Origin of the sequence: Domibacillus aminovorans (assembly GCF_001643235.1) — a bacterium.
Taxonomy (GTDB): Bacteria; Bacillota; Bacilli; order Bacillales; family Domibacillaceae; genus Domibacillus; species Domibacillus aminovorans.
In genome coordinates, this window is the sequence record NZ_LQWY01000020.1 from 1 (window position 1) to 22,904 (window position 22,904).

General features: G+C 40.9%; 19 protein-coding genes, 3 pseudogenes and 1 riboswitch. Of the genes and pseudogenes, 8 read left to right on the forward strand and 14 right to left on the reverse strand.

Features of this window, described 5'->3' with window-relative positions; genetic code table 11:
• Window positions 1-259 precede the first annotated feature (259 nt).
• On the forward strand, window positions 260-1,525 hold the full coding sequence (locus AWH49_RS08640; RefSeq protein WP_063965366.1) for a cation:dicarboxylate symporter family transporter: 1,266 nt from the start codon (window positions 260-262) through the stop codon (window positions 1,523-1,525).
• A 484-nt stretch (window positions 1,526-2,009) separates the two neighbouring features.
• A riboswitch (cyclic di-AMP (ydaO/yuaA leader) is annotated at window positions 2,010-2,154 on the reverse strand.
• Window positions 2,155-2,392: 238 nt separating this feature from the next.
• Here the strand turns inward: AWH49_RS08640 and AWH49_RS08645 are convergent.
• Complete coding sequence (locus AWH49_RS08645; protein WP_063965367.1) at window positions 2,393-3,325, reverse strand: substrate-binding domain-containing protein; 933 nt, start codon at window positions 3,323-3,325, stop codon at window positions 2,393-2,395.
• A 192-nt stretch (window positions 3,326-3,517) separates the two neighbouring features.
• Between AWH49_RS08645 and AWH49_RS08650 the strand changes: the two are divergent.
• The 3 genes and pseudogenes from AWH49_RS08650 to modB all read left to right on the forward strand — a co-directional run.
• Window positions 3,518-3,703 (forward strand): annotated as a pseudogene (locus AWH49_RS08650) (sugar ABC transporter ATP-binding protein); the annotation flags it as partial.
• A gap of 87 nt (window positions 3,704-3,790) precedes the next feature.
• Complete coding sequence (gene modA, locus AWH49_RS08655) at window positions 3,791-4,609, forward strand: molybdate ABC transporter substrate-binding protein (protein WP_063965369.1); 819 nt, start codon at window positions 3,791-3,793, stop codon at window positions 4,607-4,609.
• On the forward strand, window positions 4,590-5,270 hold the full coding sequence (modB, locus tag AWH49_RS08660) for a molybdate ABC transporter permease subunit (RefSeq protein ID WP_063965370.1): 681 nt from the start codon (window positions 4,590-4,592) through the stop codon (window positions 5,268-5,270). Before modA ends, modB begins: the two co-directional genes overlap by 20 nt.
• A gap of 55 nt (window positions 5,271-5,325) precedes the next feature.
• On the opposite strand, the gene AWH49_RS08665 is transcribed toward modB, so the two are convergent.
• The 4 genes from AWH49_RS08665 to AWH49_RS08680 all read right to left on the reverse strand — a co-directional run bounded on the left by AWH49_RS08665 (window position 5,326) and on the right by AWH49_RS08680 (window position 8,041).
• Window positions 5,326-5,652 (reverse strand): YnfA family protein, encoded by a 327-nt coding sequence (locus tag AWH49_RS08665; protein WP_026221673.1) that lies wholly within the window; start codon window positions 5,650-5,652, stop codon window positions 5,326-5,328.
• 204 nt (window positions 5,653-5,856) lie between these two features.
• Window positions 5,857-6,303, reverse strand: coding sequence for a disulfide oxidoreductase (locus AWH49_RS08670; protein WP_063965371.1), 447 nt, complete (start codon window positions 6,301-6,303; stop codon window positions 5,857-5,859).
• The gene (locus tag AWH49_RS08675) at window positions 6,303-6,995 is read right to left on the reverse strand and encodes a DsbA family protein (RefSeq protein ID WP_063965372.1); all 693 of its coding nucleotides are present in this window, start codon (window positions 6,993-6,995) and stop codon (window positions 6,303-6,305) included. The genes AWH49_RS08670 and AWH49_RS08675 overlap by 1 nt, the downstream gene beginning before the upstream one ends.
• Window positions 6,992-8,041, reverse strand: a complete 1,050-nt coding sequence (locus tag AWH49_RS08680; RefSeq protein WP_063965373.1) for a flavin-containing monooxygenase — start codon at window positions 8,039-8,041, stop codon at window positions 6,992-6,994. The genes AWH49_RS08675 and AWH49_RS08680 overlap by 4 nt, the downstream gene beginning before the upstream one ends.
• Before the next feature lie 112 nt (window positions 8,042-8,153).
• Between AWH49_RS08680 and AWH49_RS19960 the strand changes: the two genes are divergently transcribed.
• Window positions 8,154-8,789, forward strand: a complete 636-nt coding sequence (locus AWH49_RS19960) for a ZIP family metal transporter (protein WP_063965374.1) — start codon at window positions 8,154-8,156, stop codon at window positions 8,787-8,789.
• 77 nt (window positions 8,790-8,866) lie between these two features.
• On the opposite strand, the pseudogene AWH49_RS21225 reads toward AWH49_RS19960, so the two are convergent.
• A pseudogene (locus AWH49_RS21225) lies at window positions 8,867-9,019 on the reverse strand (copper resistance CopC family protein); the annotation flags it as partial.
• A 137-nt stretch (window positions 9,020-9,156) separates the two neighbouring features.
• Here AWH49_RS21225 and AWH49_RS08690 point away from each other — a divergent pair.
• A complete protein-coding gene (locus AWH49_RS08690; RefSeq protein ID WP_063965375.1) occupies window positions 9,157-9,528 on the forward strand; it encodes an ArsR/SmtB family transcription factor in 372 nt (123 codons plus the stop codon).
• Window positions 9,529-9,533: 5 nt separating this feature from the next.
• Complete coding sequence (locus tag AWH49_RS08695; protein ID WP_063965376.1) at window positions 9,534-11,645, forward strand: heavy metal translocating P-type ATPase; 2,112 nt, start codon at window positions 9,534-9,536, stop codon at window positions 11,643-11,645.
• Window positions 11,646-11,759: 114 nt separating this feature from the next.
• Here AWH49_RS08695 and arsC read toward each other — a convergent pair whose 3' ends face one another.
• Window positions 11,760-12,179, reverse strand: a complete 420-nt coding sequence (gene arsC, locus AWH49_RS08700) for an arsenate reductase (thioredoxin) (RefSeq protein WP_063965377.1) — start codon at window positions 12,177-12,179, stop codon at window positions 11,760-11,762.
• A 34-nt stretch (window positions 12,180-12,213) separates the two neighbouring features.
• A pseudogene (locus AWH49_RS08705) lies at window positions 12,214-12,849 on the reverse strand (ArsB/NhaD family transporter); the annotation flags it as partial.
• Window positions 12,850-13,372: 523 nt separating this feature from the next.
• Here AWH49_RS08705 and AWH49_RS08710 point away from each other — a divergent pair.
• Window positions 13,373-14,785 (forward strand): FMN-binding glutamate synthase family protein, encoded by a 1,413-nt coding sequence (locus AWH49_RS08710; RefSeq protein WP_063965378.1) that lies wholly within the window; start codon window positions 13,373-13,375, stop codon window positions 14,783-14,785.
• An 878-nt stretch (window positions 14,786-15,663) separates the two neighbouring features.
• On the opposite strand, the gene AWH49_RS08720 is transcribed toward AWH49_RS08710, so the two are convergent.
• The 6 genes from AWH49_RS08720 to AWH49_RS08740 form a co-directional block, all read right to left on the reverse strand.
• On the reverse strand, window positions 15,664-18,084 hold the full coding sequence (locus AWH49_RS08720; protein ID WP_063965380.1) for a heavy metal translocating P-type ATPase: 2,421 nt from the start codon (window positions 18,082-18,084) through the stop codon (window positions 15,664-15,666).
• Between the two features lie 82 nt (window positions 18,085-18,166).
• Window positions 18,167-18,373 (reverse strand): copper chaperone CopZ, encoded by a 207-nt coding sequence (gene copZ / locus AWH49_RS08725; protein ID WP_063965381.1) that lies wholly within the window; start codon window positions 18,371-18,373, stop codon window positions 18,167-18,169.
• 28 nt (window positions 18,374-18,401) lie between these two features.
• Window positions 18,402-18,725: a metal-sensitive transcriptional regulator gene (locus AWH49_RS08730; RefSeq protein WP_063965382.1), complete on the reverse strand. Its 324-nt coding sequence runs from the start codon at window positions 18,723-18,725 to the stop codon at window positions 18,402-18,404.
• 172 nt (window positions 18,726-18,897) lie between these two features.
• Window positions 18,898-19,746, reverse strand: coding sequence for a sulfurtransferase (locus AWH49_RS08735; RefSeq protein WP_034285899.1), 849 nt, complete (start codon window positions 19,744-19,746; stop codon window positions 18,898-18,900).
• Window positions 19,724-19,939, reverse strand: coding sequence for a hypothetical protein (locus tag AWH49_RS19115; RefSeq protein ID WP_244886790.1), 216 nt, complete (start codon window positions 19,937-19,939; stop codon window positions 19,724-19,726). Before AWH49_RS19115 ends, AWH49_RS08735 begins: the two co-directional genes overlap by 23 nt.
• The coding region (locus AWH49_RS08740) for a dynamin family protein (RefSeq protein ID WP_063965383.1) at window positions 19,917-22,904 on the reverse strand (2,988 nt) is incomplete at its 5' end. The genes AWH49_RS08740 and AWH49_RS19115, both read right to left, overlap by 23 nt.

Sequence of the window (22,904 nt, forward strand, 5' to 3'; positions counted from 1 at the left end):
AGGGATTCCGTCATTTACACAAAATTCTTGACGCTCCCTACAATCCCTCTACTATTAAAACAACAACGTTCATTTTTTTCAAAAATTACAGCTTTTTTGTAGGTATTTGTATGATTCTGTAGGTGCTCCTTTACATTTATACAATATCAATAATATCTTTTGAAAGCGCTTAATATTTCAATGGACAGGTATAGCCGTCTTTCTTGTAGAGGGCAAATATTATTTAAATCCATATTAAATCGTCGAAAGGACTGATTGTTTGAAAAAGGTTAGTTTAGCTTGGCAAATATTGATTGGTTTAATAATAGGTATTGCGGTAGGAGCGATCTTTTACGAAAATCCTGCTGTGCAAACCTATTTACAGCCCATTGGTGATATATTTATTCGATTGATTAAAATGATTGTCATTCCTATCGTCGTCGCAAGCCTCATCATCGGAGTAGCAGGTGTAGGTGATATTAAGAAGTTAGGAAAACTAGGCGGAAAAACGCTCCTATATTTTGAGATTATTACAACGTTTGCGATCATTGTCGGTTTATTTGCCGCAAATATTTTTCAGCCGGGTGCCGGCCTTGATATGAATTCCTTAGATAAGGGAAATATCGATAGTTATGTCAGTACAGCAGAAGAAGTACAAAATCACAGTTTTGCTGATACCTTTGTCAACATTGTCCCTGCAAATCTATTTGAATCGCTTGCTAAAGGTGATATGTTAGCCATTATTTTCTTTTCAGTCATCTTTGGTCTTGGTGTGGCTGCTATCGGAGAAAAAGGAAAACCGGTTCTCCAATTTTTCCAGGGTACAGCGGACGCGATGTTTTTTGTTACCAATCAAATTATGAAATTTGCTCCGTTTGGTGTATTTGCTCTCATCGGTGTGACAGTATCCAAATTTGGACTAGCTTCACTCATTCCTCTTAGTAAGCTCGTCATTTTAGTGTACGGTGCCATGTTCTTCTTCATCGTAATCGTACTAGGATTAGTAGCAAAGTTTGTAGGGGTAAATATTTTCCACTTGTTTAGAATATTGAAAGATGAGTTAATCCTCGCTTATTCGACAGCAAGTTCAGAAACAGTTCTGCCAAAGTTAATGGAGAAAATGGAGAAATTCGGCTGTCCTAAAGCCATTGTTTCCTTTGTTATTCCGACAGGGTATTCCTTTAACTTGGATGGATCTACTCTCTATCAGGCTATAGCGGCTCTTTTCATCGCACAAATGTACGGAATTGATTTATCTATCGCTGATCAAATATCATTATTGCTCGTATTAATGGTTACATCTAAAGGGATTGCCGGGGTTCCTGGCGTATCATTTGTCGTATTACTCGCTACGCTAGGAAGTGTCGGTATACCAGCTGAAGGGCTCGCTTTCATAGCTGGAATTGACCGTATTCTCGATATGGCTCGTACAGTTGTCAATGTTGTCGGAAACTCTTTAGCAGCGATTGTTTTATCTAAATGGGAAGGCCAATATAATCCTATAAAGGCAAAGCAATATTTAGAGGATGTGCAAAAATCAGCATAAAAAAGCAGACCATTCGGTCTGCTTTTTTCGTTAGTACCCTCTCTAAGCTCCTAGGCTTGAATCCACAATGGCTTTCTCGTAAGGATTAGACGTAAGACCTATTGAATTTAAAAAATGAAGCAGCTTTTGGTCAGCCTGCTTCATCTATGTTGTATTGGCATTATTATTTTTTCAAATGATAAGGCACAGTCGTAACAACTACGTTTCTTCGATAAAGCAAAAAGGAGCGTATAAGTAAACTTGACTGATTATGAAGTATATTGTGCCAGCCTTTTTTAGGAATAAATTGTGGAATGACGACCGTAACCTGATAGTTTGATGCACTCGTGTTTTCCTCTAATTATTATTAATAAGTACATTGTCCTATTAATGAAATAAACATCTCAGCGAAAAGAAAACAATGACATAAAAAACAAAAAAATGTCTACAAGTCATCGTTAATAGACTTGTAGACATTACGTTTCTTGTCTCACAAGCTCCACCTTCCTTCTCAATATAACGCTTACGAGGTTAGCTGTCGGATTCGGGCCTTTGAGTAGCCCTACCTAAAAAGGATTCACCCCTCGGATTATGAAACAATCCACAAAAAATGGTTCCCCCGTACCTGATGGTTTCAGCGATTTAGAAATGCGAAACTGGTGATTATCATACTCCTGTGTTTAATTCTTGCAAAGAATTTCCAAAACAAATTCTTTGTAACGATTCAGCCTGCATCTTGCTCACTTTTTTTAATAAACGGATCCATAACTTGAAGAGCTTTCTTTACACCGCCAGCGTTTTGAAAGCTTTTCTGATTCTTTATGAGTCCCCTTTTTCTTTCGTTTCTTCAAATAATCTACTCTTTTCCTGATGTGCTCGCTATCCTTCTTAAGATTCGAATATGATCTTCCCCGTAAGACTGAGATCATATCCGTTTAATTGTTCTAATTGAGAACGATATTCAGTGGAATAGACAGCTTCTTTAATGACTTTGAGTAATTCCTTGTTTTCTTTTGTTTTTAAAATGACTAAATCATATTGTTCTTTAATCTGTGGGATAAAGTCCACATTGACCATTTTGGCGACATTTTCGATCCCTACACCTGCATCAGCTTGTCCACTAGCCACGGCTGAAGCTACAGAAAAATGACTCGTCAATTCTCTTTCATATCCCTTTAGTGAATCTGTAGAGATTTCATTCATCCTTAGTTGTTCATCGAGTAAAACTCTTGCTCCCGAACCTTTTTCACGATTAACAAGCGTAATATGAGGATTAGCTAAATCATCCCATCCTTTTATATTCTGCGGATTTCCTTGTTGTACATACAGCCCTGCATTTCTACAGACTAAATTAATCAGTATAAACGGCTGACTAATCAATATACGTTTAACATAGGGGAGATTATATTCATCCGTGTCACCATCATACAAATGGACACTCACCACATCACATTCTCCGTTATACATCGAAATCAGACTGTTTAAACTGCCGTTATATAATCTTAAAGGGGTAAGGGAGGTATGTGTTTCAATATATTTACTTAACATATCTAAAACGATGTCCTGACCACTAATCACTACTTGATTTTTATTCTTTTTTTTAGATCCCTTATTCACCTCTATATTATGGGGATCTTCATGCCCTATGCCTGTTTTATTTTTCGTTTTATATTGTTCAATGTCTTGTTGATCGACCCTCATTTGCCTTCCAACTCGATAAGCAGGAAGCGCTCCTTTTTTGATTAAGTCATAGACTGTCAATTTAGATATCTTGAGTAATTGAGAAACCTCTTCAATAGTGTAAGACGAATTTTGGTTCATACGATCCCTCCCCATTCATTATAACTCAATTATTTTTTATCAATAAATTCCAAAAAGAGATCTACTCTATAGTTATATTCTATTATAATAAGATATAACTAAATATAAAATACTTTCTGTTTTAAGGAGATGATGGTTATGGCTGAATTAAAATTACAACACATCTATAAAGTCTACAACAAGAATGAACCAATAGAGGTAACTGAATTAATGGGTGCAGAAACAATGTTGTACTCACAAATTGACAATCAACCATTCATTACTCGTATCCATTCTCACTCTAATGTTAAACGAGGACAAGTCCTCACATTAGCATTAGATATGAATAAAGCTCACTTCTTTGATAACAAAACAAAAAACCGTATTTATCCAAAATAGGAACAAGTTTCATAGACAATTATAATAGTTTATAATAAGATATAATTAGTTATAACTAATTATATCTTAATTGAAGAGGTGAGATACATGCAAAAAAGGTTGAAATTCGTCATTACTCTCCTATCTTTACTTATGTTTGTAGTGGCATGCTCTAATAACCAAGGCACAGATCAATCTTCAGATAAGAAGGAACCAGCATCTGAAAATATGGAAACAGTAGAATTAACTGTTTCAGCAGCAGCTAGTTTGAAAGATGCCATGACAGCTATTCAGAGTGCATATAAAAAAGAACATCCTGAAGTGGAATTAAAATTTAACTATGGAGCTTCTGGTGCCTTGCAGCAACAAATTTCTCAGGGAGCACCTGTTGATCTCTTTTTCTCGGCTGCGGAAGATAAGTTTGACCAATTGGTAGACAGTGGGGATATTGCAAAAGAAGACGGAGTGGATCTTGTTGGGAATGAACTAGTACTCGTTGTCCCAAAGGAGGAACAGTCCATCATTGAAAGTTTTCATGACCTTGCAAAAGAAGAGGTAGATAAAATTTCAATTGGAACTCCTGAATCAGTACCAGCGGGGAACTATGCAAAGGAGTCTCTTGAAAAAATGGATGTATGGAAAAATGTTGAGTCAAAAGTCGTTTATGCTAAGGATGTACGTCAAGTATTATCCTATGTAGAAACGGGAAATGTTGGCGCAGGAATTGTTTACAAAACAGATGCATTAATCTCTGACAAAGTAAATATAATCGCAACAGCCGATCCTGGGACCCATACACCTATTATTTATCCAGCAGGCATTATTAAGGATTCCAAACATTACGAAGAGACAAAAGATTTTTACAGCTATCTACAAAGCGATGAAGCGATGAAGGTATTTAGGGACTATGGATTTACTACTGAATGAAGCTTTAATGCAAGAATTTTTGAGTCCGATATGGTTGTCTTTAAAAATAGCGATTGTGTCAGGCTTTGTTGTCATTATAATAGGAACATTGGTAGGTCGTTTTTTGGCTAGAACGACTTTTAAGGGAAAAGCCATTTTGGAAACCATTCTCATGCTTCCAATGGTTCTTCCTCCTACAGTTGTTGGATTCTTTCTCATTGTCATCTTTGGAAAGAATAGCACGGCTGGACAGGCGATTGAATGGCTTTTTAAGCAACCCATCATTTTCACTTGGTGGGCTGCTGTCATTGCTGCAGCAGTTGTAGCGTTCCCACTTATGTACCAGTCCGCCAAGTCAGGATTTCAAGGAGTAAATGTTAAGATCGAAGAAGCTGCCAGGATAGACGGAGCGAATGAATGGAAAATTTTCTATTTTATTTCCATTCCTTTAGCATCCAAGACTCTTATTTCAGGCAGCATATTAAGCTTTGCGCGAGCCTTAGGCGAATTTGGTGCTACCTTAATGTTTGCTGGTAATATTCCAGGAGAAACCCAAACCATTCCTACAGCGATTTATGTAGCAATTGATTCTGGCAATATGAAAATGGCTTGGCTATGGGTGATTTCTATCGTGATGATCTCCTTTATGATGCTGCTTACTGTCCAAATAAAACAAAAATAAAAAGAAAAGCTTGGCTGAAACTCTTCTATGCTTTTCTTTTATTTAAGTACTATACTTAATGTCTTGGTCCCCACAACATGACAGAAACACCGACCAAACAAATGACAGCACCGATCCAATCATACAAATCAGGCGTTTTTTTATCTACTCCCCACCCCCATAAAACTGAAAGAACAATAAACACTCCCCCGTAAGCTGCATAAACGCGGCCGAATGTAGGGAACGTTTGAAAGGTCGCAATCACCCCGTACAAAGCTAAAGCCACTCCTCCAGCGATTCCCCAAGAGAATGGCTTCCCTTCTCTTAGCCATAGCCAAATCAGATACCCCCCACCAATTTCTGCCAACCCCGCAAGTAAAAATAAACCAATCGTATAAATGATAATAGTCCCTACTTTCCATCATCTATGTTTATAACGAATTATATAGTTTCTTAAGAATTTTATTGCCCTTTTTTAAAGCAGATTTATTACTGCTTCCATAATGATTGCGATCATGCGAATGTCCTATTGCCTTTCACTCTTTCTCTTTTAATTTCACGTTTTTAAAAATGAAGTAGCCGATAGTGAGTTTCACGATCGATATTCTTAGCCTTTGTTTTTCCCTATACTCATATACAAAAGCAGCATGAAAATGCTGATCAGCGTAAACGCTGTTAAGGCAAGAAAAGGAATGGTGACAAAGCCAAACCAATTAATATATTGAATATTGCATGGAACACCCTGAACACATGGCTTAATCTCCGCAAAACCTGGCACCTTTTGCACAAGGTAATGGTAGAATGAAATTGATCCACCAATGATGGACAAGGGCAGTACATATTTCTTCATGTTCATTTCGTTATTAAAAGCTGCGATCCCTAGAATAATCGCTAATGGATACATAAAAATCCGCTGAATCCAGCATAGTTCACATGGGACAAACTCTTTGATTTCACTAAAATAAAGGCTTCCTAATGTAGCGATAACCGCTACGATCCAGGCAGCATACAGGGCGTAGTTTCGGATAAATGATGCTTTTATTTGACCACTCATTACTTATCCTCTTCCTGCCCTTTTTCGATTAAAGATACAATGGTTTCATAATCAAACGGATCTTCCAGCATGACGCCATTCACCATAATGGATGGTGTGAACTGCACCTTAAACTCTTTCACTAAACCGTCGTCCTTGCTGACATCTTCAGCTACGGATGTACCATCTGCATTCAAATCGGTTTCCAGCTGAGCAAGATCAACATTCGGTGCTGTTTTTGCTGCTATTTCTTTTAATTTATCTACTGTCACCCACGGATTGTCGTGTTCCTGTGTTGCCGGCTGCGCGTCAAATACTGCTTTATGAAATGCCCAGAATGATTCAGGATCTTGTTTGTAGACAGACTCGGAAGCCAGTGCTGCGAGAATGGACTCTTTTCCATGAAATAGCACATTGATATAAGATAATTTTGCTTTCCCGGTATCCACATAGTCTTCTATCAATTTAGGATATATCGTTTCGCCCCACTGTTTGCACGATGGGCATTTATAATCGCCAAACTCGACAATGGAAACAGGTGCATCCGCACCTCCTAAAGTCGGCTGTCCCTCAATAGGAGGATGCCCTTTGCTGTTCGTCGTTTGATCTGTTTCCTGTGTCGTTTCATCTTCTCTATTTAAAAACAATACAAGTCCAACGATCGCGGCAAAAAGAATAAGCGTCGAAATCACGATTTTTTTACTGTTTTTCATAAAGTACCTCCACTTTTTTGTATGTATTCGGCAATATATTTAGCATCCTCTCCCACCCCTTGAAGAAGTGCGGAACCGCGTCGGTACTGCCACGGCAGTCCTAAAAAATATAAACCTTCTATTTGTGCAATCCCTCTTTTATGAAGGGGTCGCCCCTCATAATTTAGCGTCCCTTTCACTTCCAGCCAGCTGTAATCCAAAACAAAACCGGTGGACCAGATAACGTTTTGGACTTCAAGCATAGACTGATCCTGAAACCGGATCTTTGTGTCTTCTCCATCTACGGTCCTGCTCTTTTGAACCACTGACCCACTTGTCAATGCAACTTTTAATTCCGAACCGAAAATAGGATCTCCGCTTGCCTGTATCTTTTTAGCAATCCACGAATGACGAGGAGCCTTCAATATTCCCGCCTTATCAAACCACCAAAAGATACTTTTATTTCCTATTTCCAACGGGAAAAACTTGATTTTTTGACTGATCGATAAGTACGTTTTCCGTTCGTTGGACAATTCCACGGCAATTTGAGCCCCGCTGTTGCCCCCGCCTACAACCAGCACGTTTCCAGAACGCAGCTGCTGTGGATTTTTATACTGGGAAGAATGGATCTGTAAAACATCTGGTGACAAACTCTTTGCGAATAAAGGGATGTTCGGTTTCTGAAAAGGTCCGGATGCCACTATGATGTTCTCCGCTTCATATTCATGGTCTTCCGTTTTGATATAAAAACGGCCCATTTCTTTTCGAACTGAGAGTACTTCCGTTTTTGATTGAACAGGAAGATCAAAGCGATTTGCATAATCAGCCAAATAGTTCGCAATTTCATCCTTCATTGGAAACCCCTGCTGATCACCAGTCAGTGGCAGCCCAGGTAAAGAACTGTACATTCTTGGCGTAAACAGCACCAAAGAATCATAACGATTTCTCCACTCATCCCCGATTTCCCGATTTTTATCTAAAATAAGGAACGACTGATTCATTTCCTTCAGATAATACCCCATGGCCAGCCCTGCTTGCCCGGCCCCTATGATGACGGTTTGATACATATAAACACCTCCTGTCACTGTCTTGGATAGAGATAAATAGGCTTTCCTTGTTTACTATTTATTTGCCCTCATGAATATAAATGAACTATCTCTCGAGAATAGGAGTGTAACTATGCACACAGTATCGTACTTGCTCAGCTTTTATCTTTTTCTTGGAACGAATGTCGGAGCGCTTGTCGCATGTGTTCTTTACAAAATCCCTAAGATCAAAGCGCCACATTTATACCTTCTTTGCGGTCTTGTTTTAACAGCATTACTTGTTTTAGAACTAATTCCACATGCTTTGAAGGAATACGGTTTTATAAGTGTTGCCTTTGGTGCTTCGCTGGGTGTGCTGATTTGTATGGGCCTCCATGACTTAATGGAAGGTAAATCGTCTCCGACATATCGGCCGGCGTTATTTTTAATTGCAGCCATTGCCGTTCACAATATTCCGGCGGGCTTAGCCATCGGTTCAACATTAGATAATCAGATTTTATCCACTTCATTTATTGCGGCCATGATGATTCATCAAATCCCGGAAGGTTTGGCAATTATGGCTTCCTTACTGCTTTCAGACAGAAGGCGTCTTTCCTTGCTTGTCTTTTTCCTCTTCAGCGTTCTTTTATCCGGGGTTTTTCTTTTCTTTTCGATCCTAGGATATTCTTTAGCGCTGCCGATCAAATTAAACGGGCTGATTGTAGGTATAGCAATTGGTTTTTTACTATTCACAGCTGTATGGGAATTCTTATTCAAAAAACACAGCTGATAATTGCTTTCTTCAGTCTGTTCAACCCTCGTGTCTAAGCTCTCATTGTCTTCATTTTCTTGCTGAACGTTAAACGAATAGTTCCCTTCAATGAGATGCCTATCTTCTCCAATAATACGCCCGTTTACTGTGTAATCGCCGCTTTCTAACGGTTCTTCCATCGATCCAACAAGTGTCTTTTCGTCCACTTGACTACTATCAAAGTGGATTTCTTCACAACCATTCACCACCTTGTTATTTCGCTTTAATTGTACCAAGCGTTACTTCATAATTAAATAATCATTTGAATGTACAATTGACAATTTTGCAAACTCATCATACACTAAAAACATACAATCAAACGAATATTTGAATGAGGAGGATACGTATGTCAGAAAAAGCAAAGCTCAAACAGACTGATGATACGTGCGAAACGTCTTGTTTTAACGAAGATATTGTAAAACGTGTGCAGCCGAAAATTAACGATGTGAACGGTGTTGAACTTCTTTTTAAAGCAATGTCCGATGCAACGCGATTGAAAATTGTTTATGCCTTAACGCTCGAAAAAGAATTGTGTGTCTGTGACGTGGCTCATATCATCGGTTCCACAACAGCTACGGCATCCCATCATTTACGACTGCTTCGAAATATGGGACTAGCAAAATATCGAAAAGAGGGCAAACTGGTGTATTACTCCGTAAAAGATGAACACGTTCACCAGTTAGTCCGCATTGCACTTGAACATTCACGGGAGGACTGATAACAATGAGCGAAACAAAAAATGAGTATCGCCTGCAAGGATTATCCTGCACAAGTTGTGCCGCGAAGTTCGAAAAGAATATACGGGATATTCAGACCGTTAAAGATGTCCAACTAAATTTTGGCGCCTCTAAAATTGCCATCGTTGGTGAAGCGTCCGTCGAGCAGTTAGAAGCAGCCGGTGCGTTTGATGGCATTAAAGTCTATCTGGCAAACGAAAAACGAAAAGAAGAAAAAATTCCATTTTGGCAAAAACGCGAAAATAAAAAATCGATGGTCTCGCTCGCCTTTTTGGTCTTTGGTTATGCTTCTAGTTCCACGATCGGGGAAGACAGCCCGGCTACTATATTGATTTTTGCCTTGTCGATTTTAATTGGTGGATTTGCTTTATTTAAAGTTGGGTTGAAAAACCTAACCAAACTTCAATTTGATATGAAAACGCTCATGACTGTAGCCATTATTGGCGCAGCGATTATTGGAGAATGGGGCGAAGGTGCTGTTGTTGTCTTTCTCTTCGCCGTAAGCGAAGCACTTGAAAGCTATTCAATGGAGAAAGCACGCCAATCTATCCGGTCTTTAATGGATATCGCACCGGACACCGCTATTATTAAACGGGGAAAGAATGAGTTTGAAGTCGATGTAGAAGACATTCAAGTCGGCGATATTATGATCATTAAACCCGGTCAAAAAGTAGCAATGGACGGAGAAGTGCTAAATGGTCAGTCTTCCATTAACCAAGCCGCTATTACAGGCGAGTCGATTCCTGTTCATAAACAAACTGGTGATGAAGTATTCGCCGGATCTTTAAATGAAGAAGGTTTTTTAGAAGCCCGTGTGACGAAACGTACAGAAGACACGACGATTGCAAAAATCATTCATTTAGTGGAAGAAGCACAAGCTGAGCGCGCCCCTTCACAGCAATTTGTTGATAAATTCGCTAAGTATTATACGCCCGCTATTATGATGATTGCGCTCTTGGTAGCCATTATTCCACCTCTTTTTATGGAGGCCGAATGGTCAGAATGGATCTATCGCGGCTTGGCTGTGCTTGTCGTAGGTTGTCCATGTGCACTCGTTATTTCTACGCCGGTGGCGATTGTAACAGCAATCGGAAATGCAGCGAAAAATGGCGTTTTAATCAAAGGTGGTATTCATTTAGAAGAAACAGGCCGTTTGAACGTCATTGCATTTGATAAAACAGGCACGTTAACAGAAGGAAAACCAGATGTGACCAATGTCGTTTCTTTATCTGATCTGAGTGAAAAAGACATTTTGGCTATTGCTTCAGCCATTGAGAAATTTTCACAGCATCCTTTGGCTTCTGCTATTCTTCGGAAAGCAGAACAAGAGAATGTAGATGAGTATACAGCTGATGACTTCCAATCGATTACGGGCAAAGGCGCAAAAGCCATTTTGAACGAAACGACCTATTTTATTGGCAGCCCAACATTGTTTGATGAAATGAGATCCATTCCTAAAAAAATTCAAAATCAGATTATCGGCCTTCAACAGCAAGGAAAAACGGTGATGCTGGTTGGGACAGAGGAAGAAATTAAAGGTTATTTAGCCGTAGCAGATCAGGTACGGGAAAGCAGCTTGTCTATTATTCAAAAATTGCAAAAACTAGGGATTGAAAAAACTATCATGCTGACTGGTGATAATCAAGCGACTGGAAAAGCGATAGGAAAGCAATTAGGATTAAGTGAAGTAAAAGCCGACTTAATGCCTCAGGATAAACTCGAAGCCATTAAATCACTCAGGGAACAGCATGGAAAAGTAGCAATGGTGGGCGATGGGATCAACGATGCGCCTGCTCTTGCAAGTGCCACAGTCGGAATCGCAATGGGAGGCGCTGGAACAGATACAGCGTTAGAAACAGCCGATATTGCCTTAATGGCTGATGACCTGGAGAAACTGCCATACACGATCGCCCTGAGCCGCAAAACACTCAATGTGATTAAACAGAATGTCACGTTTGCGTTCGGATTAAAACTGCTAGCTTTACTTTTGATCATTCCAGGATGGTTGACCCTATGGATGGCGATCTTCGCTGATATGGGTGCCACATTGATTGTTGTACTCAACTCACTGCGTTTACTGAAAACGAAATACCATTAATAAGTACTAGCAGTCCCCTTTCACTTAAAATGAAAGGGGACTGAAGCAGGTACAGATACCTCACACTTTACGTAAGAAAGATTAACATTTTTGAGAAAAAGAAATAAAGGCGTATTATTCGCCCGTTTTAGCGAATCGTTCGATGCGTTTACCGACTTTATCACGGACACGTTGGAAGACCGTCCATTTTTCTTCTTCTGTTCCTTCCGCTTTGGCCGGATCGTCAAATCCCCAGTGTTCACGGCGTACTAAAGGAGGTGTGATTGGGCATTTATCAGCTGCATCGTCACAAAGTGTCACAGCCAACGTTGCATTGTTTAAGATTTCCGGATCAATGATATCCGATGTCTGGTTTGAAATATCAATACTTACTTCTTTCATCGCTTTTACCGCATTCGGGTTTAACCCATGTGCTTCGATACCTGCACTAAGTACTTGCCATTCTTCACCTAAGTATTTTTTTGCCCAATCCTCAGCTATCTGGCTGCGGCAAGAATTCCCCGTGCATAAGAAATAAATTGTTTTTTTAGACATAGCAGCAGTCCCCGTTTACGTTCAATTTGATGGATTAATGAATAAGCAATAACCATAGATACAACCCGACTAACGTAATGAACAAGGTTGGAATGGTTAAGATGATACCTGTTTTAAAGTATGTGCCCCATGAAATCTTGACCCCTTTTAAACGAAGGACGTGAAGCAATAATAAAGTAGCAAGTGATCCGATTGGCGTAATCTTTGGACCTAAATCCGATCCAACGACGTACGCGTAAATTAAGGATTCCCTGATTATTGGGGATGTAGCCGTATCGGAAATCGCCAGTGCGTTGATCATCACCGTTGGCATGTTATTCATAATCGACGATAAAATAGCGGCGATAAAGCCCATGCCAATCGTTGCGGCAAACAAACCTTGTTCCGCCGTTGCCTGAATCATATCCGCAAGAACAGACGTTAAACCTGCATTACGCAGACCGTAAACGACCACATACATGCCGATCGAAAAAAAGACAATCGCCCACGGAGCCCCTTTGATGACGTTTTTCGTGTGAACAGCCGGACTTTTTCGGGCCATAGCCAAGAAGAATAGCGCGACTATACTGGCAATAATAGAAACAGGAACGTTCAGAAATTCACTGACGAAATAACCAATCAGCAAGATTCCGAGTACAAGCCAGGACAAACGAAACATTTTCTGATCTTGCTTCAGATAATCCCCTAATTGTAACGATCATTTCTCGTATTTTTGGTAGCGATTCTCGTTCCGCGGCTAGCGGGCAGCTGAAAAATAGGCATGACAAAGATGTCTCATAAAAAGGGATTTTTTTCGCTAAGCAGCTCGTTTTTGATTCACCGTCGTTTCATACACAACATGGAGAATGGCAAAGACGGTCATTTTCTGAGGCAGAACATATCAAACGGAGTTCCGATTAGTATATAAATGGGGAGAAGTGGCAAAATTGAAGAAGACATTGATCATTTAATTAATTTAGTTGTTGATTATATTGCGATTGACGATTAATCATGATAAGGGGCGCCCCGCTCATTTTATCTAATGATATGGGAATATCAACAATTCATGCAGTTATCTGGGCAAGTACTTATCTAGAAAAACGAAAGATGAAAGGGCAAAAAAGATTTTTCTTTCTCATCATACAATCATTTTTTTAATAAATATATTAGGAACGATCTATGTATGAAATTTATGTAATGATGGAGAAGTGACTATGCAAAACATATTATTTTATTTGACTTTTACAATGGTATCCATATTATTTGTCCTGACTTTATTCATGCTTGTTTTTTGGCGTTGGATTATGAAACAACTAGTGAAGAAAGCTGGACAAATTACTTTAACCGACAGCTATCAAGAAAATATTATGGAGTTAATGCCAGGGCTTCGGCATATGGGCATTCAAAATATGCTTGAAAATAGCTTGCGTGCAACGACAGGAAAGATCCTTTTCCGCCCTCTTGGCGGCTCTTCACAAAAATGGCCGCACCTTGATCAGATTACATTTATCCCCGCACAGACGACACCATTTCCCATTAATGGTGAAGATGATGTTGATGTACAAGTAACCATTGGACCAAGAGCAAAAAAACCAATGCAAATAAAAATTCCACTTATGATCAGCGGGATGGGCTACGGGGTTGGACTAAGTGAACAAGCAAGGCTTTCTTTGGCGGAAGCCGCAAAAAATGCAGGAACCGCGATTAATTCTGGTGAAGGGGGAATCTTGCCTGAGGAATTAGACACAGCAGGAAAATATATTTTACAGTTTTCCAAAACAAAATGGGCAAAGGAAGTTGACATGATTAAGCGGGCCGACATGATTGAAATTAAGTTGGGACAAGGTTCTGTGTTCGGGATGGGAAAGAAAATCCCACCGAAAGATTTAACAGGACGGGCTCGTGAGGTAATGGGGCTTAAGGAAAATGAAGAAGCCGTGATTTCTGAACATTTTTATGAAAATCAAACATTAGAAGATTTGAAAGTACTTGTTGAGAAACTGCGAAATCTATCAGGGGGCGTTCCTATAGGGGTGAAAATAGGGACCGGGGGGAAAATTGAAGAAGATATTGATCATTTAATTGACTTGGGGATCGATTTTATTGCGATTGATGGTGGCCAAGCAGCCATGAAAGAGTCACCGCCCATTTTAAGTGATGACTTTGGCATCCCGACATTACATGGCGTTGTTCGAGCTGTTAATCATCTAGAAAAACGAAAGTTGAAAGGACATATTAGTTTAATTGTTTCAGGGGGACTTTTAGTACCTGGACACTTTTTAAAAGTGCTTGCACTCGGGGCAGATGCCGTATATGTGGGCTCCGCGATGTTATTTGCTGTCTCACATACTCAGTCCTTGAATGCCCTTCCGTTTGAACCGCCTACACAAGCTGTCTGGTATAATGGGAAATTCAAGGATCAATTCAATGTCGAAGATGGGGTTAATTCCGCGGAAAAATTCTTAACTGCCTGTACAGAAGAAATGGAAATGGCCTTAAGAGCGATGGGGAAACGCTCTTTAAAAGAGTTGTCCAAAAAAGATTTAATATCCTACGATGAATTGACCGCTCAAATGATTGGAATTCCATTTTCATTTGAAACTTCGGAAAATCAGGAGATGAAATGACTGTTTGGTGGGATACCGACAAATCTCATAAAGAACCTGGCATACTCACCTTGACTGCAAATAAAGTAAAAACTATAAAAGAATACAACCATAGACTTACCCATGCCCATCTAGCTAACAGTGTTTTTTCATGGCTAATCAACTATTTCAGCTTCATCACTAGCGAGTATTTGAAAAATGGGCATGTGGCAGGATACCTTTGAGAACAATAAAACGCCTGGCATAAAAGTAAATGCCAAACGTTTTGAAACATATTCGTTCTCCCTATTCTACTATGGTTACTTATTGATTTAGGCGGCACAAATTTAATAACCACTCACCTGCCTCTGCCTCACCGCCATCGCCACGCAGACCGTCTCCTCCTTTACCACCACCTCTGGATACAATGGAAAGAATGAAGTAAAAGTAAACGTTCCTCCAAAAAATTCAAAATCAAGAAACACAGCAGCGATAATAATTAGAATGAGCAGCCATTGCGGAAAGTGGATACCTTCATTTTCGGTTGTCTGATCCCCTGTTTCTTATTGTACGTCCGTTCCATACTCAGCCGCTACTTCTTTCACCAATACATGATATGTTTTTATTACCGCAAAAGAAGGTAATTTACTTTATCGTTTTAACCTATTTTTACAAACTAGAACCTCGAGGGATATGATATGTATGTTGTACCCTTTCTCGTTCTTCTGCAAAACATCTATATACTAGGAACGGTTTAGAATAAAAAACCTGCAGACACAGCCTTCAAAGTGGAGACGGTGTCTACAGACTAGATCCTCAAAATATATGAGTTTTACCTAAATGATGCTATTGTAAACAGCGATGACAACCATTAAATAAGCGACTGCCGCAAATGCCCAATTTTTCATGTAATCCCGCCCTTATAATTTTACTTTTTGCAGTCGAAGCGCATTAAGGACAACAGATACCGAGCTGAATGCCATGGCAGCGCCTGCGAGCCACGGTGCCAGAAAGCCTAAAGCTGCGATCGGAATGCCGATTGTATTGTAGCCGAACGCCCAGAACAAGTTTTGTTTTACATTCTGGATTGTCACCTTGCTCATAAAGATCGCATCAGCAATACTATTCAGATCTCCTCTTATTAACGTAATATCCGCTGCTTCTAATGCGACATCCGTTCCTGTTCCAATTGCCATCCCGATATCGGCCGTTGCTAGTGCCGGTGCATCATTAATTCCATCGCCAACCATGGCCACTTTTTTCCCTTGTGCTTGCAGCTTCTTCACTTCATCTGCTTTTCCTTCTGGAAGAACTTCCGCGATCACACGATCAATATCTACCTGCCCGGCAATCGACTGCGCTGTCTGTTTGTTATCGCCTGTCATCATAATGACTTCGAGACCCATCTCTTTTAGGCGTCCGATAGCCGCTTTAGATGTTTCCTTAATCGTGTCTGCTACGGCGACAATTCCTGCATACCGGCCATTGATCGCCACCAGCATAGCCGTTTTTCCTTCCTTCTCCATCTCTACCATTTTCACGTGGGCACCCATCATATCTACATTGTACTGCTTCATGAGTTTACGTGTCCCTACCAGTAACTCTTTTTCTTCGACCATGACCTTAATGCCGAAACCAGGGATCGCTTCAAATTGGCCTGTTTCTTTTAATGAAATCCCTTTGTCTTTAACCCCTTGTACAATCGCCTGAGCCAGTGGATGCTCTGACTGTTTTTCTGCGGCTCCAACTAGTGCAAGAAATTCTGCTTGATCAATGGATTCATGCACTAAAACGTCCGTTAATACAGGCGTCCCATTCGTGATTGTCCCTGTTTTATCAAGAATGACAGTGTCAATACGGTGTGTTGTTTCTAAATGCTCTCCACCTTTAAACAAAATACCGTACTCCGCAGCGCGTCCTGATCCCGCCATAATGGATGTTGGCGTCGCAAGTCCTAGCGCACAAGGGCAGGCAATAACTAAAACAGCTATCAGTTTTTCAAGCGCTTCAGCGAAGTTTCCTGGCGTCACCCAAATGAACCAGATTAAAAATGTGACAACAGCTATTCCAACGACAATCGGAACAAAAACACTGGAAATTTGATCTGCTAACCGCTGAATCGGTGCTTTTGATCCTTGTGCTTCTTCCACGACTCTAATAATTTGCGACAAAGCCGTATCCCTGCCTACTTTTGTCGCTCTCATTTTCAAAAATCCATTTTTATTCATCGTTGCACCAATGACTTCATCACCCGGCTTTTTATCTGCTGGAATGCTTTCTCCTGTCAGCATCGATTCATCAACAGCGGATTGCCCTTCCATAATAATACCGTCTACCGGAATTTTTTCACCCGGCTTCACATGAAGAATATCTCCTGCAAGCACATCTTCAAGTGGAATTTCCATCTCTTGTTCATCTCGTTCGACGAGAGCTGTTTTCGCCTGTAAACCTATTAATTTTTTGATCGCTTCCGAAGAACGGCCTTTTGCTTTTACTTCAAACAATTTCCCTAAAATAATCAATGTGATGAGAATCGAGCTCGTTTCATAATACAGTTCGACCATATGACCAGAATGTCCGATCGATTCAAAGGATAAATACAAACTGTAAAAGTAAGCGGCTGATGTTCCTAACGCAACGAGCACATCCATATTTGCACTTTTATTTTTTAATGCTTTATAGGCTCCTATGTAAAACTGCTTCCCAATAATAAATTGTACAGGAGTCACGAGCGCTAATTGTACCCACGGATTCATAAACATGGCCGGTACATAGAACGAAGAAGTAAATTCAAAGTGCCCAAACATCGCCCATAAGAGAGGCAAAGAAAGAATGGCTGAAAAGATAAACTTCCCTGTCTGTGTTTCAATTTCTTTTTGCCGATGATCGATACTCGCTTTGCTGCTGTCTTCTTCTTTCAAAACAGCGCCATATCCAAGTGACTCCACTTTTTTTATGACGTCTGTTTTCGAAAGAGCAGAAGGATTGTATTCGACCGTCGCCCTCTCAAGAGCAAGATTGACATTCGCATTCGTCACACCTTCCAGTTTATTTAATCCTTTTTCAATCCTTGTCGCACACGCTGCACACGTCATGCCGGAAATTAAAAATTCGTTCTTTTCCACGATCACGCCATAACCAAGGTCGTTAATTTTTTGTTGAATATCTTCTTCCTTTATTTTAACTGGATCGTATTTTACCTGGGATTTTTCTAATGCCAAGTTTACTGTAGCCTTTTCTACACCATCCAGTTTATTTAATCCCTTTTCAATCCTTACAGCACAGGCCACACATGTCATACCTGAAATTTGAAGGCTTGTTTCCTTCGCTTGATCGTTCATATTGCTCACTCCTTATACCTATATGGGGTATATTTTCTGCCGGAAAGAACGTGCTGAAAGATCAGCACGCTTTATAAGTACTTTACGCCACTTCATATCCTTGTTCATCAATGGCATCTTTAATTTTATCCAAAGATACTTGCTTTCTATCAAATTCCACATCGACTGTATGTTCTTGCAAATGAACTTTTACTGAGTTCACACCATTCAGTTCTCCTACGCTGCCTTCAATGGATTGGATGCAATGTCCGCAAGACATTCCTTGTACAGTTAACGTTGTGTGTTCCACTATTTTATCTTCCTTCCATTTTAAGTATTTATTTTTTCATCAATTTTTGAATCGTGACAAGCAGTTCATCCACTACTTCATGATCGCCTTCTTGGATACGCTCGACTATACAATTTTTCATATGTCCTTCGAGAAGAATTTTAGCCACACTGTTTAACGCCGCCTGCGTCGCGGAAATTTGCGTAATGACATCATCACAATAAACATCCCTTTCGATGAGGCCTTTAATTCCACGGATTTGACCTTCTATCCGATTGAGTCGCGTCACTAAATTTTTTTTCGTTTTCTCAGAATGGTGGCTCTTTCGATTAGCACCAGTCATGTCGTTCATATTACACTTTTGAATCTCCATTACTTTCACGTTGCCACCTCCCTTACATATACTTTACCATACCCCCCTAGTGTATGAATAGTATTTTGTTTGAATTTATCATAGATTATTTGGCTGATAAAAATTTTTTATTCTTACCACTATATACAAAAGAACCGTTCAATAAACCTGAACGGTTAAAATTTTCTTTTTTTCATTTATCAACGATATCTCGTCCTTCTGTTTCAACTGGACGTGACGTATCGCTTGACCATTCACTATAGCTGCCTGGATACAATTTAACATTTTTATACCCTGCCATTTGCAAAGCCATCACATTCGGTGTCGCTGAAACACCTGAGCCGCAGTATACAATAACCGGTTCATCCTTATGAATATGTTCAAATCGAGATGCTTGCTCTTCTTTTGATTTCCATTTTGTTCCGTCCAATCCTTCCGCGAAAAAACGGTTAATCGCGCCCGGAATATGGCCAGGCACACGATCAAGCGGTTCTATTTCACCGAGGTAACGAACTGGTGCACGGGAATCAATTAGTAAAGATGAACCTGTTTCAGATGCATTTTTTACTTCTTCAATGGATGCACGCATGCCATCCTGCACGTTTAATTGAAACGAAGCCGAGCGTCGGATCGGCATTTCCGTTGTGATTGGGTATCCTTTTTCCATCCATTCGGAAAATCCGCCGTCTAAAATATGTACATCGTCATGACCCGCGTATTTGAGCAGCCACCAGAGACGGCCAGCGAACATTGACACGCCGTCGTCATATGCCACAACGGTCGAGTCATTAGACACACCGCAGCTTTCTAAAAAGAGTGTAAATACGCTCATATCCGGTAATGGGTGACGCCCTCCTGCTGCTCCTTTTTCTCCCGATAGATGAGCGTCAAGATGTGCATAAAAAGCGCCTGGCAAGTGGCTTTGTTCATATAATTTCGCTCCTTCCGCTGGATCTGCCAGATTGAATCGGCAGTCGAAAAGGATGACATTGTTATTTTCAAGCTGTTCGTGAAGCCAATCAGTCGTTACGATCATGTTCATTCACCTGTTCCTTTTCCATTAATTTTCTCACATTGTCTTTCGGGTCCCAACAGTTAAACCGGTAGCCCGGGTTCGTTTCGAACCCGAGCCTGCTGCATCTATACATCATGTTAGCAGATGTTTTCACCGCCTCGAAATGACGGCACGTTGCACATGCATGAAAGCGTGTATTAAGAGGCAGGTTGGATGTCACTTAAAATCCGCTCCCACTCCTCAATATTTTCACTGTGCTCTAGCACATCAAGCCACGCTGTAAACTGTTCATTCACGTCTAATGAAGCGGCTTTTTTCACCTCATCCGTTCCCTGCTCAATGAACAAGAACGCACTCGTTTGAAGCGCATTTTTTTGATCGGCTAAATACAGATCTGCCAGTGCCTCGATCATCATTTGCAACTCCTTCATCATCACCTGCTTCTCATTTTTTTCAAAAAACGCACGGGCGTTTTTAAATAATGAAAGCGGCTTTGCAAACGGCTCGCGCGGTACTTCTGTAAAGGCTGGATCAAAATCCGGCACGACGAGTTTCGGTGCATCCAAATGGGATAAAAGCAATTCCGGCTCAATCAACGATGCTTTATTAGTCAAACGCGCCTGCTTTTCATGAAGCAATTTCACACCGTGATTTTCAACGCGAATTGAGGTTGCCCTCATTTCTTGAGCAAGATCATACCCGACGGATTCAAGCAGTTCTTCCAGCGCTTTTTGCAGAGACCCTTTTACGTCTCCTTGTCCACTCAGCGTGGCCGGGTTAAATGACTCTTTGAAAAAGTCGGAGAAACGATAAAAGACACGTTGTTTAATGTAATACACAAGTTCATCGAGTTCCTGCATCATCCGCTTTTTCTCCACGTCTGTATTCTCACTGTCGATTGCAACAGCCATCCGGCTCCACTTATCTTCTAGTTCCGCTTTCTTTTGCGTCCGATTATCGCGGTTGTCCTTCGCCGTTTCAATTAACTTCTCTAACTGCAAAATGCCCCGTTCCACTTCTGCTTCCGCCGACTGCACCGCCATTGACGCAAGGTCGTTTGATAAAAACGCGCGAAACGGCTCTTTAAATTGCTTCATACCGGACCGTGGATGATCCCATTCGCCACGCTTCGCTTCTTCGACCGCAAGCATGCTCGATACGCCATGAAGACGCGGGAAACGGATGCCATATTGAAGCAGCTGTTCGCGCACGTACGATTTCACTTCATTCAGTTCGTCTTCATCCGCCGCTAAGTCAATCGCGTTAATCATAAAGAACATTTTATCAAGCTCAAATGCATCTTTTACACGGCCGAGCTGGATGAGAAATTCCCGGTCTGCCTTTGAAAACGCATGATTGTAATACGTGACAAATAAAATCGCATCGGAATTTTTAATGTATTCAAATGCGACACCCGTATGGCGGGCATTAATCGAGTCAGCTCCCGGTGTATCCACAAGTGTAATACCGAGACGGGTAAAATCACAGTCATAATACAAATCAATTGAATGAACGAAACAGCTTTTTTGTTCATTGGCGACATATTGTTTAAACGTGTCAAGATCCACGTTAATCGTCTCATCCGACTGGCTTTCGTAATCATGGAAACCAGCGTGAAACGCGCGTAAAAAAGATAAGTGAATTTTTTCTTTCCCTTCACCTTCATTCGAATCCAACACGCCTGGCACCATTTTATATGCATCATGAAGCGACGACGCACTGCGGCCGAACAGTCCGAGTGATACATTCACATCGGCGAGCATCATGAAACTTGTCTTCAAATGAACATCTGCCGTGCGATGTTTTTTCCCTTCTGCTACGGGATGAATTCGGTTAACGGCAGCTGTCGTTGGATTCGGTGATACTGGCAGTACTTTTTCACCGAGCAGTGCATTCGCAAACGACGATTTTCCCGCTGAAAACGCGCCGAATAACGCAATTGTATACGTTCTGTTTTCAAGACGTTTCGCTTTTTGAATCGCACCATCAATAAATCGGCCAAAACCGGGCACGCCGTTTAAACGGTCCGCAAGATGACGCAGTTTTTTCACCGTAGAAGCTGCATCAATAACAGCCATCTCCTGCACCGGTTCCGTATCAATCGCCTGCTCCTCTTCTTTCCGTACTTCCTCCATATCTTCCTGTCCGGTGTAAACCGCTATATTTTCTGCTTCCACACGCCATTTTCCCATCAGCTCATCCATCATAGGCGGCATATCTGGGTCTTCCATTAACAACGTTTCTTTTAACTCATTTTCACGCACATTTCGCGCAAACTCAAGCGATACAAGCTTTTCTTTTGCTGCAAGACGTTCTTTCCAAATAAGATGATCGGCCGCGAACTGCGCATATTCTCCTTCAAACTGTTCCGTTAAAACCGGTGCGGCCTCACGTTCCCACTCATCCGACACAGCACGAGCCCGCTTTTTAATGAGACTAGCGACATCTTCACAGTAATTCAGCACAGCATCTCCTGTTACGCCAGCACCCGATTTCACTGCATCTGTAATGACGAATGAATCCATCGGCACAGATAATTCCTCCGCCTTCAAAGCAAGCAATGGATCGTCCAAGCCGCTTTCTTTCAGCCATGAAGCTGTCACTTGCCTCACATGCCACTCCAGCTGTGCTTCTGTCTGTTTTTTCAAATCGACAAGCAGCGCATTCAAACGTTTTTCACGTTCTTCTTCCGTTTTCTTTTTCGCAAACAGCATGCCTACTTTAAATTCTGGACGAGTCGATTCTAAATAACTGCGAGCCATTTCACGTGTAGATGCCGGCATTAATATCGCATTTTTCAGTACATCTTCGCGTTTTTGTTCATACTGTTTCAACCAGAACGCCGCATCGCGCTTTTCCAGTTCTTTTGCAAGTGCCGCTTCTTTTTCTTCAATGGACTGGACTCCTGCTTCCGCAACAACCGCTTCAAAGTGTGTCTTCTCTTCTTTCTGCTGATCTAAAAGCCATTCAATATGTTCATGTACGAGACGATTCATCATCGTTTCAGCCGATTGTTCAGATAACTGCTCCCGGTTCGCCATACTATCATGAATAAGCTGTTTTACTTCATCGAAATCATTATATGACAGATCCCTGTTATGCAGACTCGTAAAGAAAAACGCTTCCGGCTGTACATCCCACGTTGCAAATGAATCATACACAGACTGGCGGAACGCACTAAACGA

Bases quoted from the DNA above. Each gene is read 5' to 3' on its own strand.
- AWH49_RS08645 (WP_063965367.1), bottom strand. From the start codon at position 3,325: ATGAACCAAAATTCGTCTTACACTATTGAAGAGGTTTCTCAATTACTC.
- modA (WP_063965369.1), top strand. From the start codon at position 3,791: ATGCAAAAAAGGTTGAAATTCGTCATTACTCTCCTATCTTTACTTATG.
- modB (WP_063965370.1), top strand. From the start codon at position 4,590: ATGGATTTACTACTGAATGAAGCTTTAATGCAAGAATTTTTGAGTCCG.
- AWH49_RS08670 (WP_063965371.1), bottom strand. From the start codon at position 6,303: ATGAGTGGTCAAATAAAAGCATCATTTATCCGAAACTACGCCCTGTAT.
- AWH49_RS08675 (WP_063965372.1), bottom strand. From the start codon at position 6,995: ATGAAAAACAGTAAAAAAATCGTGATTTCGACGCTTATTCTTTTTGCC.
- AWH49_RS08680 (WP_063965373.1), bottom strand. From the start codon at position 8,041: ATGTATCAAACCGTCATCATAGGGGCCGGGCAAGCAGGGCTGGCCATG.
- AWH49_RS19960 (WP_063965374.1), top strand. From the start codon at position 8,154: ATGCACACAGTATCGTACTTGCTCAGCTTTTATCTTTTTCTTGGAACG.
- AWH49_RS08690 (WP_063965375.1), top strand. From the start codon at position 9,157: ATGTCAGAAAAAGCAAAGCTCAAACAGACTGATGATACGTGCGAAACG.
- AWH49_RS08695 (WP_063965376.1), top strand. From the start codon at position 9,534: ATGAGCGAAACAAAAAATGAGTATCGCCTGCAAGGATTATCCTGCACA.
- arsC (WP_063965377.1), bottom strand. From the start codon at position 12,179: ATGTCTAAAAAAACAATTTATTTCTTATGCACGGGGAATTCTTGCCGC.
- AWH49_RS08710 (WP_063965378.1), top strand. From the start codon at position 13,373: ATGCAAAACATATTATTTTATTTGACTTTTACAATGGTATCCATATTA.
- AWH49_RS08720 (WP_063965380.1), bottom strand. From the start codon at position 18,084: ATGAACGATCAAGCGAAGGAAACAAGCCTTCAAATTTCAGGTATGACA.
- AWH49_RS08730 (WP_063965382.1), bottom strand. From the start codon at position 18,725: ATGGAGATTCAAAAGTGTAATATGAACGACATGACTGGTGCTAATCGA.
- AWH49_RS08735 (WP_034285899.1), bottom strand. From the start codon at position 19,746: ATGAACATGATCGTAACGACTGATTGGCTTCACGAACAGCTTGAAAAT.